Origin of the sequence: Pseudomonas sp. Irchel 3H9 (genome assembly GCF_900187495.1) — a bacterium.
GTDB classification, from domain to species: domain Bacteria; phylum Pseudomonadota; class Gammaproteobacteria; order Pseudomonadales; family Pseudomonadaceae; genus Aquipseudomonas; species Aquipseudomonas sivasensis.
The window spans coordinates 919,876-932,568 of the sequence record NZ_FYDK01000002.1; the positions used below are offsets into that span (position 1 = coordinate 919,876).

A 12,693-nucleotide genomic window follows, 5' to 3' on the forward strand; every position below is an offset into this window, starting at 1 on the left:
GCGCTCGCTATCAGCACCTGTTAATTCTGAATGAGCACGTAGTTGTGAGCGCTCCTTACTATGCTTGGCGCCAACCATACGCCGGGTCTAACCATCAGCCGACTACCCACCATTTCGGCAACAACTGACGCACCCGCCCTTCCCCAAACCGATCATCCATCAACATCACCACTCCCCGATCGTGCTGGCTGCGGATCACCCTGCCCGCCGCCTGCACCACCTTTTGAATACCGGGATACAGGTACGTGTAGTCGTACCCCGCGCCAAAAATCGCGGCCATCCGCAGCTTCATCTGCTCGTTCACCGGGTTGAGTTGCGGCAGCCCCAGGGTGGCGATAAACGCGCCGATCAAGCGTGCACCGGGTAAGTCGATGCCTTCTCCGAACGCACCACCGAGTACGGCAAAGCCGATCCCCTGGCTGTGTTCGGTGAACTGGTCGAGAAACGCCTGTCGCTCGGTTTCGGCCATACCCCGCGATTGCTGCCACAGGGTGATGTGCGGGTGTCGTTCGGCGAGCAGTTGAGCCACCTGCTGCAGGTAATCGAAGCTTGAAAAAAACGCCAGGTAGTTACCCGGTTGCTGTCCGAACTGGCGGGCTATCAGCTCGACAATGGGGGCCAGCGAGGCGTGGCGATGCACATAGCGGGTAGAAATTTCATCGATAATCCGCACCTGCAATTGCTCGGCCTTGAACGGTGATTCCACATCGATCCAGGCAGTGTCCGTCGGCAGGCCGAGCAGGTCGGCGTAATAGTGCCGAGGGCTAAGGGTCGCCGAAAACAGCACGCTGCTGCGGGCGGCGGTGAGCCGGGGGCGGATGAATTCGGCGGGCACCACGTTGCGCAGGCACAGGGTGGAACTGCTGCGTTTGCCGCCGAGCTGACGTTTGTGGATATCGAAGATGAAGTGTTCATTGAACAGCTCGGCGACTTTGGCAAATTGCAGCGCTTCAAAGTAGAAAGCTTGCAGGTCACCGCTGAGGGCTTCGGGGTGGTCGTTGAAGTAATCGCCCAGGGCGCTGGTGCACAGACTCAAGGCCTGGAGCAGCTTTTCCGGACGCGCGGCGTAGGCCTGGTACGGCGCGAGCTGGTCTTTGTGAAGGGCATTCCATTCGCGATTGAGGCGCTGCAAGGGTTTCTTCAGGGGCTCGGGCGCTGTGTCGCGCAGGCCCTTGAGGCTGTACTGGTCGAGGCTTGCGCTGTACATGGAGCGTGCGCGCTCTACCAGGTTATGGGCTTCGTCCACCAGCACCGCGACACGCCATTGGTTGAGTTGGGCCAGGCCGAAGAGCATGGCGCCGAAGTCGAAATAGTAGTTGTAGTCGGCGACGATCAAGTCGGCCCAGCGTGCCATTTCCTGGCTGAGGTAATAAGGGCATACGTCATGGGCCAGGGCGACCGCGCGCAGGTTGCGCTGGTCGAGCAGGCTTACCTTGGAGGCGGCAATGCGCGCGGCGGGCAAACGGTCGTAGAACCCCTTGGCCAAGGGGCATGAGTCGCCATGGCAGGCTTTGTCCAGGTGTTCGCAGGCTTTGTCCCGCGCCACCAATTCGAGCACACGCAGTTGCAAGCCGGGGCTGCTGGTGAACAGCACCTGCGATGCGTCGAGGGCAAGTTTGCGGCCCGGGGTCTTGGCGGTGAGGAAGTACACCTTGTCCAGTTGCTGCGGCGCAAAGGCCTTGAGCAGCGGGAAGATCGTGCCGATGGTCTTGCCGATGCCAGTGGGCGCCTGGGCCATCAGGCAGCGCCCGGTGCTGGCGGCTTTGTATACCGTCTCGGCTAACGTGCGTTGGCCGGGGCGAAAGTCAGCATGGGGGAAACTCAAGGCTTGCGCGGCGGTGTTACGCGCTTCGCGGTGCTGCATTTCCTGTTGAGCCCAGCCGAGGAACAGCGTGCATTGCTGGTTGAAGAACCTCTCCAGATCAGGCGCGTGGAAGCGTTGATTGAGCAGGGTCTCGCCCTCGCCGACGATATCGAAGTACACCAGCGCCAGGTCGATTTCCGTCAACCCTAGCTTCTGGCACATCAGCCAGCCGTACACCTTGACCTGGGCCCAGTGCAATTGCCGGTGGTTGGCGGGCTGGGCATCAAGGTCGCCGCGGTAGGTTTTGACTTCTTCCAGGCGATTGGCATCGGGGTCGTAGCCGTCTGCCCTGCCCCGTACCTTGAGTTGTTGGTACTCGCCTTCCAGTGCTACTTCGTTTTGGTAGTGCGCACTGCGGCGCGACGCGACTGTGCGGTGGCCCACGATACCTTCCTGGGCGCTGGGCGACGGGGTAAAGCGCAGGTCCAGGTCGCCGACCTTGGCCGTGAACTCACACAATGCGCGCACGGCCACGTTGTAGCTCAAGCCGGTTGCTCCGCCCAGCGCACGTAGCAGACGGTGACCGGCATCTGGTTCTCGCCACAGAACTCCAGCCAGCGCAGTTGGTTGTCCTGCAGACGGTCGCCCGGACCTTTGACTTCGATCATGCGGTAGGACTTTTGCGCAGGCCAGAACTGGATCAGGTCCGGCATGCCCGCGCGGTTGGCGCGGATGTCCAGGAGCAGGCGTTCAAACCAGTAGCGCAGGTGTTCGGCGGGCAAGCATTCCAGGGCCTGCTCTAACAGGTCTTCACTGAGCAGATTCCAGAATACGAAGGGCGATTGGATGCCCCACTTGGCGGCGTAGCGCTGGCGAATGAGGGCCTTGTACCGATCATCCTGCAGTTGCTCGAAACACGCGGCGAACAATGGGGCGCGGCGCTGGTGGAAGTCTTCGCTGTGCAAGTCGGCCGGGCCACGCTGGAACGGGTGGAAAAACGCTCCCGGCAGCGGTGCGAAGATCGCGTCCCAGCACAGCAACCCGAACAGCGAATTGATCAGGCCGTTTTCCACGTAATGCACCGGTGCATCGGGCGCGCTCAAATGAGCCTGGACGCAGTACTCCACCGACATCAAGGGTTCCGGCAGTGCCAGTTCCAGGTCCAGGCGCATGACTTCCCGTGGTCTGAGCCTGGGCAGTTTGGGCTCACCCAGCTTGCGACGCAGGCGCGGCATGACGCGCAGCAGGTGTTGCTGTTCGGCGGCACTTTCCGGTGCCTGTTGCGCGGCACTCGCCAGAACCAAGGCCTGGGCGTAGTCCTCCTGGCGCTCCAGCACGCGGATCAATCGCGCACGGGCGCCGGGGTAGGCGCAGGTACGGTAGATTTGCTCGGCCAAGGCCAACTCGCCGCTGCGCTCACAATACTGCCCCATCTGGAACAGCAGCTTGGCCCGGCGTTTTTCCAGCCAGGGGTTGTCGGTCGTCAGCGTGGCCACCTGCGCCAGCACGTCGTGCAGCGCGGTGCCGGTTTCAAACGCGTGCTGGCATTGGTGCAGGAACAGCACGCCGTGCACGTCGTCACGGCTGCGCAAACCCCGGGATTCAGCGCAGAACGCCACTTTTTCGTAGGTGTAGATGCCGAGGTCCGCCAGCACGAATTCCGACCAGTCCTGGTGCAGATTGCCGAAGAACATCAAGCGCAGCCGATCACACAGGCCCATCACGGTGAGGCTGTACAGCGGTTCGGCAAGCTGCGGGCACCACTGGGCAAAGCTGCGGGTTTCGCTGAACTGCGCTGCCAGCCCCTCAAGCCAGTCGGCCTTCTTGCCTTTGGGTTGGTCGATCCACGGCTTGAACGTGCTGAGGATTTCGCCTTTTTGCAGCAAGGCGAACACCTCTTCAAAGGCCAACAGGCATTGATCGTCAACCCAACCCAATTGCCGCAAAGGCGTTGCAGCCGCGTGGGTACAACCGACCTCCTGATAGCTGAGTTTCCCCGCGCGAAAGTGCACGCCCTTGCGCATTACCATGCGCACCAACAACGCCTGGGACGGCTGCGGCAAGCTGTCGAATTGCTGAATGAAATGCTGTTCGTCAGGGTCCAGCAGATCGGCATAGCGCTGCCCCAGCCATTGCAGGACCTGGCGGAAGTTGTGCAGGTAATAGAGCGGGTCGTCGAGGGGGTTGGTCATGGCGCAAGCGAGTCAGATACTGGTTATGCATACAGAGTGCCGATCCCGATGCTCTGTTGCAATCGGTAATAGATAAATGGCTCACGCAACTTTTTGTATAAAAGTGATCAGATGGTGGAGTCGATGGCGTAACATTTGCGGCCCGCAGCCGCACGCTGCGGGACTTTTCAGGGTTAAGGTAAGGGTTATGAACATGAAGAATTTGGGTCTTCCACTGGTTGCACTCACATTTCTGGTATTGGCCGGTTGCGCGACGCAAACCGTAGTGACACTGCAAAATGGCACGCAGTATTTGACCAAAGACACCCCAAACGCCAAGACCGCCGATGGCTTTTATGAGTTCACCGACATCGCTGGCAAACGCGTTCGTGTGAAAGCCGCCGATGTGGCGACGGTGCGCAAGGAAAAGTGAAGTGGTTCTTCAGTCGATATCTTTATTGACTGAGCCACCGCCATCGGGGGCAAGCCCCCTCCCACAGGGTTGACCGCGTTCCAATTTGACCAATAGCGTCCGCTGCCCACTGATGCGCAAGGAAGACTGATTCTCCGCTGCCAACATTGATCAATTGTGGGAGGGGGCTTGCCCCCGATGGCGATCTTCCAGTCAACATCTCCATTGACTGAGCCAACGCCATCGGGGCAAGCCCCCTCCCACAGGGTTGACCGCGTTCCAATTTGGCCAATAGCGTCCGCTGCCCACTCATGCGCAAGGAAGACTGATTCTCCGCTGCCAACACTGCCCAAATGTGGGAGGGGGCTTGCTCCCGATGGCGATCTTCCAGTCAACATCTCCATTGACTGAACCACCGCTATCGGGAGCAAACCCCCTCCCACCGTTTTAACTGATGACAATCCCCTCCCCCGACAACCCAACCACTCCCACCAGCGTCACTGAATCCCCGCCAAAACTGATCACGGTATCTCCGCCCACCACCTTGGCGTGATCACGATAATCGCCACTGCTCTGCACGTCCGTAAACACCAATTTGTCCGTTGGCTGATAACCAATAATCCGGTCCTGGCCAAACTGCCCGCTGAATAAAAACGTGTTGTGCCCGCTGCTGTCACGGATCGTGTCGTTACCCTTGCCGGCCTCGATAAAGTCCGCGCCCTTGCCGCCCTGGATCAAGTCATTGCCAGCGCTGCCAATGATGAAGGTGTCGCCTTTGTGGGGCTCGGCGTTGCGATTGAGGTCCTGCACCCACGTGTTGGCCCGCGCAGGGTCCGACAGGTTGGCGACAATAATCGTCGAGTCGCGAGTCATCACCTCATAGAACCCGGACTCCAGAACACGCGTCATGCCGTCGCCATATCCGGTGGGCAAATGGGAGATCCAGGTCGGCAGGTTGGTGATGGAAAACGGCAGCACATTCCACAGCGTCGAGGCGTAATGGTCGTTGAAGCTGACGATATTGTCGGTGGTCGATTCATGGGGCTTGTCATGCACGCCCAACGACGACCAGTTGACGGATGAGCCGTCCAGCGCACGGAAAACCGGATCGTTTTCATAGCCGACATTGAGCACCTTGTCGCCGCTGCTCTGGGTCGGCGAGGCGTAGGCCACATAGTTGGCGTCCTTGAAGAAGCCCGCCCATTTGCCGTTGCTCAAGTCAGCCATGCTGTTCACCGCCAGGCCGCCCAGGCTGTGGCCGCTGACTACCACGTCGTGGCCGCTGAGGCCGTGGGCACTGGCGTAGTCGGCGATGTTCTTGAGCAAACCGCCGAAGGCTTCGCCGGCGTAGTTTTTCGCGTAATCCTTGGGCCCCAGGGCCGCGAGCAGATCGCTGACCAGATCGCCGATGGAGTCGCTGATCAGGCTTTCCCGTGGGCCTGAAGTACCACGAAAACCGATGCCGATTTCCAGCAGTTTGCCGGCGTCATCGTACTTGCCGAGCACTTCGACCTGGGCCGTGGTGTAGCCCGGTTTTTCGCCAAAGAAGGTGCCCCTGGCGTCGACCTTGCCGGTATAGCCCAGGGCGCTGGCGCTGATAGGTGTCCAGCCGGCTTGTTGCACGGCCTCCAGGGCGGCTTTTTCCGAGTCGGGGTTCCAGGGAATGCCGGGGATCACGCCCTGGGAATCACTGCTGCCCAACAGCGCGCCGACCAGGGTAGCCGGCAAGCCAAAGCCCAGACCGTTGTGCTGATAACCCACGGCAAAGCCGTTATCCAGGTTGTGGTAGGTGTACAGCGTGATCGCCATGGCATCGGCGAACAACGCTTTGGAGCCTTCGGCGCCCAGGTTTTTATAGTCGAATACACCCATGGTACTGCCTCTCTTTTGTTGGAGTTGTCGAGAAAGCTGGTTAACGCTGTGCGGGCCCGAACGCTTCGTCCACCTTGGCCAGATCGGTGTCGCGCAAGTTGCCGGCGTAGTAATGCAATTTGGTCCAGGCCATCAAATAGTCGTAGCGAGCCTGGGCGAGGTCGCGTCGGGTGCTGTACAGCTGCTGTTCGGCATTCAATGCATCGAGATTGACCCGTTCACCACCGAGGATGCTCTGCTTGGTCGACACCACCAGCGCCTCGGCCGACGCCAGCGCCTTATGGTACGCACGCAGCTTGCTCACGCCCGACAAACAGGCACTGAACTGCCGACGCAGTTCGATCAGGGTTTCCCGGGTCTTGCCCTCCAGCTCGTACTCTGCCTGCTCCATGGCGCGACTGGCCTGGCGAGTAGAGGCCGATATGCCGCCACCCGCGTACAGCGGCAGGCTGACTTCCACGCCTATGGTGTTGGTGTCATAGCGCTGGTTGTAGGTGTTGCCGCTGTCGGACTCCTGCTGGCGTGAACTCGCGTACGCCGTGACCTTGGGCAGATGCCCGGCGCGATTGCGCTCCACTTCGTAGCGCGCAACCTCCAGGGCCTGGCGTTGAGACGCGAGGGTAGGGTTATTACTGATTGCCAGTTCATGCCAAGTGTCGTAATTGGCCGGGCTCAGGGCGAATGCGGCGAAATCCTGGTTCAGCGGCGCCAAGTCGTGGATGTTGACGCTCTGCACGCCGATCAAGGCGCCCAATTCCCTTAACGACGCGTCTTGTTCGTCCAGCGCTTCGATCTCTTCGGCGGTGGCCAGCTCGTAGCGCGACTCGGCTTCGAGAATGTCGGTACGGGTGCCCTCACCCTGCTGGAATAGATGCTGGTTCTGCTGAAACTGCTGCTCGAAGGCCTTTTTCTTGGCTCGGGCGATGTCGATCTGGTCCTGGGCGAACAGCGCTTGGGTGTAGTAGGTCAACACCCGCACCAGCAGCGCCTGGCTCTTGTCACGAAAACTTTCGTCGGCAAACAACGCCTGGGCCACGCCTTTGCGGTAGTTGGCATAAGCCTCGTAGTCAAACAGCGGTTGTTGCAGGCTGAAGGTGGAACCGTAGCTGTTGTAGTTGCGGTCGTCGTGATAATTGCCGCCGCGCCCGTCGGGCAAGGTGGCCTGAGAGTTGTTGCGGCCCTTGTTGTAGTTGTACGACAGCTTGGGCAGCAAGCCAGCACGGCCGATGGTGCGGTTTTCCAGGCCGGCGTCGCGCTCCTTGATCGCGCCAAGAAACACTGGGTCGTTGCGCAAGGCTTGCTCGTAGACATCAAACGGACCCATGGCAGCCTGGGCACTGGCGCAGCAGACCAACAAGGCAATAAACACAGGTTTCATGTTCATTCCTCGGTCAACGCTGAGCCGGCGCGATCCAGCAGCGGTTTGAACAGGTAATTGAGCAGCGAGCGCTCGCCCGTACGCACGAACATCTCGGCGGGCATCCCCGGCTTGATCACCAGACCCTGGAGTTTTTCCAACGCTGCCTCGCTCACCGTGGTACGCAGCACGTAATAGGGCGCACCGGTTTTCTCATCAAGCATTTGGTCGGCAGAAATCAGGCTGACCTCCCCCGGCACGCGCGGCGTACGGCTCTGGTTGAACGCGGTGAAGAGAATATCCACCGGCAAGTGCGTGCCGACTTTGTCCACCAGATGCACCGGTAGATGCCCTTCCACCTCCAGACGTGTGCCTTGGGGCACGATCTCCAGCAGGGTTTCACCGGCACGCACCACAGCGCCTTCGGTGTGTACGCTGAGGTTGACCGCGATGCCGTCGGCCGGCGCGTTGATTTCGCTGTGTTGCAGGTCGAACCCGGCAGAGGTCAGTTGTTGCTCCAGGGTCAGGCTGCGCAGTTGCGCGTCGGCCAATTGGCTGCGCACTTCCTTCTGATACTCCTCGCTGTGCTGCTGCAACTTGAGACGCGACTCGACGATGCCCTGCTCTACCCGGCCGCTTTCCCCGGTGTTTTGCGCCAGGTCTTGTTGCACTTGGGACAATTGGCGCTGGTACTCCATCAGCCGATTGCGCGGGATGTAGCCGTTGTCGGCCAAGGGTTGCAGGTTGCTCAGTTGATCACGCAGGGATTGGGCCTGGGCGGTCAAGTCGCTGCGGGCACGACGCATGCCGCCGAGTTGCGCGGTGGCGCCGTCGATATTCGCGCGAATGCCGGCTTGCTCGCGGGCGAAGGCCTCGCGGCGGCTGCTGAACAGCTGACGCTGGCCTTCGAGCACCAAGGCCAAGGCCGGCTCGGGATTGCTGCTCAGCTCGGCGGGAAAGGTGATGGAGGATTGATTGTCGCGCTCGCTCTGCCAACGCGCCACACTGGCCCAGGCCATGCGGTACTGGGCTTGCAGCGATTGCACGTCGGCCTGGTTCTGGGTCTGGTCGAGACGGAACAACGGCTGGCCTTGTTTCACCAGCTCGCCTTCACGCACCAGAATACGGCTGACCACGCCGGGGCTGAGGGTTTGCACAGCCTTGCGCTTGCCGGACACCACCACCGTGCCTTGCACGGGAATCCCTTGATCCAGCGGCGCGAGGCTGGCCCACAGGAAGAAACCACCGGCACCGACCACTGTCAGCAGCCAGCCCATGCGGGCGAAAAAACCCGCGTCGCGTTGTTCGAAAGTGATGCTGCTCATGCGCCTGGATTCCTTCCGGCTTGATACTGACGACTGAAACTCACACCCGGTTTGTCCTTCGGCGCTTCCTGCTGGCCGGACAACGCCCTAAGCACGTCCTGGCTTGGCCCGAACGCCTGCAAACGGCCTTCGTTGAGCACCAGCAACTTGTCGGCCTGGGCCAACGCAGAAGACCTGTGAGTGACCAGCACCACGCTGCTGCCCTGGGCTTTCATCTGCACGATGGCACTGGCCAAGGCCGCTTCGCCCACGGTGTCGAGATTGGAGTTGGGTTCATCCAGCACAATCAACCGTGGCCCGCCATACAGCGCACGGGCCAGGGCCACGCGCTGCTTCTGGCCGCCGGACAGGCCGCCGCCGTTATCCCCCAGCACCGTGTCGTAGCCTTGGGGCAGGCGCAGGATCAGTTCATGCACGCCGGCTTGTTGTGCGGCCTTGACCACAAGCTCAGGGTCCGCCTCGCGAAAGCGCGCAATGTTGTCGGCGATGCTGCCGCTGAACAGTTCGATGTCCTGGGGCAGATAGCCAATGTGCGGGCCGAGGTCGTCGCGGTCCCAGCGGTGTATGTCCGCGCCATCCAGGCGCACGGTGCCGGCCAGGGTCGGCCACACGCCCACCAGCACACGGGCCAGGGTGGATTTTCCGGAGCCCGAGGCACCGAGCACGCCAAGCACTTCGCCCGCTCCCAAGGCGAAGCTGACTTGATGCAACGTCGCCACGCGCTTACCCGGCGGGCCGGCACTGACCTGCTCGAAGCTGACTTGGCCCTTGGGTGCGGGCAGTTTCATCTGCTCCACTTCCGGAGGGAACTCGCGCAGTAATTCGTCCAGCCGCTGGTAGGCCAGCTTGGCCGAACTCCATTGCTTCCACACCGCAATCAACTGGTCGATGGGGCTGAGCACACGGCCCATCAGGATCGAACCGGCGATCATCATGCCTGCCGTCATATCGCCCCGGATCACCAGCAATGCGCCCAGGCCGAGTACCAGTGACTGCAGGCATAGCCGCAAGGATTTGCTCAACGAGGTGATCACCGAACCCGTGTCACTGGCCTTGTTCTGCAGGCCGAGGAACTGCGCATGCACCGCAAACCAGCGCTTGCGCAGCGCGCCGAGCATGCCCATGGCCTGGATGGTTTCGGCGTTGTGCAAATGGCTGGTCGCCAGTTGCGTCGACTGTTGGGAGAAACCACTGGCCTCACCCAATGGCTTCTTCGTCAGGTATTCGTTGAGGCACGCGAGGCCGATCAACAGCACAGCACCGGCGGTGGCCAGCACCCCAAGCCAGACGTTGAACAGGAAAATCACAAACAGGTAGATCGGAAACCACGGCGCATCAAAAAACGCGAACAGCGCCGGCCCCGTGATGAATTGGCGGATATGGGTCAGGTCGCCCAGGGATTGCCCGGCGTGCCCCTGGCCGCGTTGCAGATTGCGTTCGAATGCGGCCTTGTACACGCGTAAGTTGAAACGCCGTTCCAACTGACTGCCGATACGGATCACGATGAAACTACGGATCACTTCCAGGGTGCCAATAAACGCAAAGAAGCCCACGACCATCAGCGTCAACATCACCAGGGTAGTTTCGTTCTGGGAGGACAGCACGCGGTCGTACACTTGCAACATGTAAATCGACGGCACCAGCATCAGCAGGTTAATTAATGCCGTGAAGCAGCCAACGCTGATCAAGATGCTCTTGTATTCACCCAGCGCCTTGAATAAGGGCGCTACCGCAAAGGGCTTGGCCATATGTTCTGATCTTCCTTGAGCCAAATTTCGCGCATAAGTTGCCCGAACCCTGATAAAGGCCGGCCAACTAATAAAATCGAGTTATAAAGTTATAGCGATAACTAAGGCATTCGTTTTAATTCAACCACGACGCCCGCCTGGGTCCGGGCTTGATACTCCCCTTCTTTCTGGCGATTCAAATGAGTGATGCCGCTGCCTTCGGCATTGAATAGCCAGATACCGTCCGGAGTGGGCGACCAGGTCAGAGGGGTGTCGCCCAGCCATTGGGCGGCACAGGCCACATCACCGCTCAACGCGTTGGCCTGTTCGAGCAGGTCGAGGGCGCACACCTGATCCTGCTGGTGCAGTTGCCAATGCCCGGCCAATTGAGCGCTGGAAGGTAAAACAAGACTGCTCGCCATTGCGTGGGCTCCTGCCGACACGAACATCACCTGCAATACGCAGGCGATAAAGTTGAAAAAACGCTGCATCTTCACGCTCCATCCTGGAGGCGCGACGCCGAAACGCCGCGCCTTTGTATCACGCCACGATGTCGCTGACGGCTGCCTGGCCTACGGTGGTGACGAGGAAATCCGCCACGCCGTGCCCGGAGAAGTCGACGGCCAACGTACCCAGATTGGTACCGGCTGCGTAGGTCAATACCGCGTCGCCGGCATGCCCGGTGAACGCGTTGACGAAGGTCAGGCCAGCACCTTTGGTGATGCCGCTGAGGTCGATCTTGTCCGAACCCGAGGTGAAGTCAAAGATCTTGTCCGCCGCCCCAGGCTTGGAGTCGGAACTGGCACCGAACACAAAGGTGTCATTGCCGGCGCCGCCCCACAGTTGGTCCGCACCGCCAGCACCGTAGATCAGGTCGTTGCCGGCCCCACCCTTGATAATGTTGGCGGCGTTGTTGCCGATGATCAGGTCATTACCCGCACCACCGAAGGCGTTTTCGACCGTCACGCCCTTGGCGATGGACACGTTGCCCACCAGGCCGCCTACGTCGGAGAACGAGGCTTCATTGAGGTTGATCTTCTGGTTCTGAGTGAAACCGGAGAAGTCCAGGGTGTCGTTTCCGCCACCGTCCCACACCGAGAACACCAGCTTGTCGGCGTTGGAGGTAGCGCTGAGGAAATCACGCCCGGTGTTGGAATTGAAGCCGTAGGTGGTGTCGCCGGCGCGTGTGTTGTAGTTGGCGCCGTATAGCTTCTGGATTGCTGCGATGTCGTCGATCAGCGGGCCGGAAGCGTAGGCCTCGACGCCGCCTTTGCTGAAGTTCTGGTTGGTGTTGCTCTCGCTCCAGTAACTCATGAGGCTGTAGCCGCGCGTGTCCTGTCCATAGGTCGCGTCTTTGTAAGTCGGCGCGCCTTCGCCTGCGTTGTAGTCGCCAGGGTGAGCCAGGCCGAGGGTGTGGCCGATTTCGTGGGTCAGGGTCTGCCGGCCGTAGTTGTTCAGGTCCGGAGTCTTGTTAGGCGTGTAGCTGTTGTTGGTCAGGTACCACGAGGTGCCGTCGTAGCCTGCACCGGTGCCGGGCAGGTAGGCGAAGGCCGCTGCGCCATCCTGGCCGCTGCTGTAGTTGCCGAATGTCATGTGGCCGTCACCGCCGGTGGCTTTCTCGGTGAAGGTGACGTTGGCCACGTCAGACCAGGATTGCATGGCCAGTGCGGCCTGTGCTTTCTGCTGGGCGTTGAACTGGCTGAAGCCCGAGATGCCATGTTTGTTCATGGTGCTCGACGACGCCGAGGTCAGGAAGGTGTAGGTCAGGTCGATCTTGCCGTTGCCGTCAAAGTCCCGGTACGCGGCGCCGTCGCGCAGCAGCTGGGTGGCGGCCTGGTCGACGGTGTAGGACGGTTTGCCGTTGATCGTGAGGTTGCCGCCACGGTCATACAGATGGCTGAAGCTATCGATTTGCGAGTAAGCGGTGCTGGCTTGCGCCGCCGACACGATAGCCTTGTCTTTTACTTTGGACATAAACGTACTTCCTTGTTTGCAAGTGCATCAGTCTTTGATCGATAGGAACCC

The 12,693-nt window shown here is 60.5% G+C and carries 9 protein-coding genes; 1 reads left to right on the forward strand and 8 read right to left on the reverse strand.

Features of this window, described 5'->3' with window-relative positions:
- Nucleotides 1-94: 94 nt before the first annotated feature.
- Together CKW32_RS10115 and CKW32_RS10120 are read right to left on the reverse strand one after the other, a co-directional pair.
- Nucleotides 95-2,350, reverse strand: coding sequence for an ATP-dependent DNA helicase (locus CKW32_RS10115; protein WP_095184796.1), 2,256 nt, complete (start codon nt 2,348-2,350; stop codon nt 95-97).
- Nucleotides 2,347-3,996, reverse strand: a complete 1,650-nt coding sequence (locus tag CKW32_RS10120; protein ID WP_095184797.1) for a VRR-NUC domain-containing protein — start codon at nt 3,994-3,996, stop codon at nt 2,347-2,349. Before CKW32_RS10120 ends, CKW32_RS10115 begins: the two co-directional genes overlap by 4 nt.
- Before the next feature lie 187 nt (nt 3,997-4,183).
- Between CKW32_RS10120 and CKW32_RS10125 the strand changes: the two genes are divergently transcribed.
- Nucleotides 4,184-4,408 carry a YgdI/YgdR family lipoprotein gene (locus CKW32_RS10125; RefSeq protein WP_032888446.1) on the forward strand — a complete coding sequence of 75 codons (225 nt, stop codon included), beginning with the start codon at nt 4,184-4,186 and terminating at the stop codon, nt 4,406-4,408.
- A gap of 426 nt (nt 4,409-4,834) precedes the next feature.
- Here CKW32_RS10125 and CKW32_RS10130 read toward each other — a convergent pair whose 3' ends face one another.
- The 6 genes from CKW32_RS10130 to CKW32_RS10155 all read right to left on the reverse strand — a co-directional run bounded on the left by CKW32_RS10130 (nt 4,835) and on the right by CKW32_RS10155 (nt 12,642).
- On the reverse strand, nt 4,835-6,259 hold the full coding sequence (locus tag CKW32_RS10130) for a lipase (RefSeq protein ID WP_095184798.1): 1,425 nt from the start codon (nt 6,257-6,259) through the stop codon (nt 4,835-4,837).
- Nucleotides 6,260-6,299: 40 nt separating this feature from the next.
- A complete protein-coding gene (locus tag CKW32_RS10135; RefSeq protein ID WP_095184799.1) occupies nt 6,300-7,637 on the reverse strand; it encodes a TolC family outer membrane protein in 1,338 nt (445 codons plus the stop codon).
- Between the two features lie 2 nt (nt 7,638-7,639).
- Nucleotides 7,640-8,941 (reverse strand): HlyD family type I secretion periplasmic adaptor subunit, encoded by a 1,302-nt coding sequence (locus CKW32_RS10140; protein WP_095184800.1) that lies wholly within the window; start codon nt 8,939-8,941, stop codon nt 7,640-7,642.
- A complete protein-coding gene (locus CKW32_RS10145; protein ID WP_095184801.1) occupies nt 8,938-10,689 on the reverse strand; it encodes a type I secretion system permease/ATPase in 1,752 nt (583 codons plus the stop codon). The genes CKW32_RS10140 and CKW32_RS10145 overlap by 4 nt, the downstream gene beginning before the upstream one ends.
- 101 nt (nt 10,690-10,790) lie before the next feature.
- The gene (locus tag CKW32_RS10150; protein ID WP_095184802.1) at nt 10,791-11,159 is read right to left on the reverse strand and encodes an AprI/Inh family metalloprotease inhibitor; all 369 of its coding nucleotides are present in this window, start codon (nt 11,157-11,159) and stop codon (nt 10,791-10,793) included.
- Nucleotides 11,160-11,208: 49 nt separating this feature from the next.
- Nucleotides 11,209-12,642 (reverse strand): serralysin family metalloprotease, encoded by a 1,434-nt coding sequence (locus CKW32_RS10155; RefSeq protein ID WP_032891484.1) that lies wholly within the window; start codon nt 12,640-12,642, stop codon nt 11,209-11,211.
- Nucleotides 12,643-12,693: the final 51 nt, after the last annotated feature.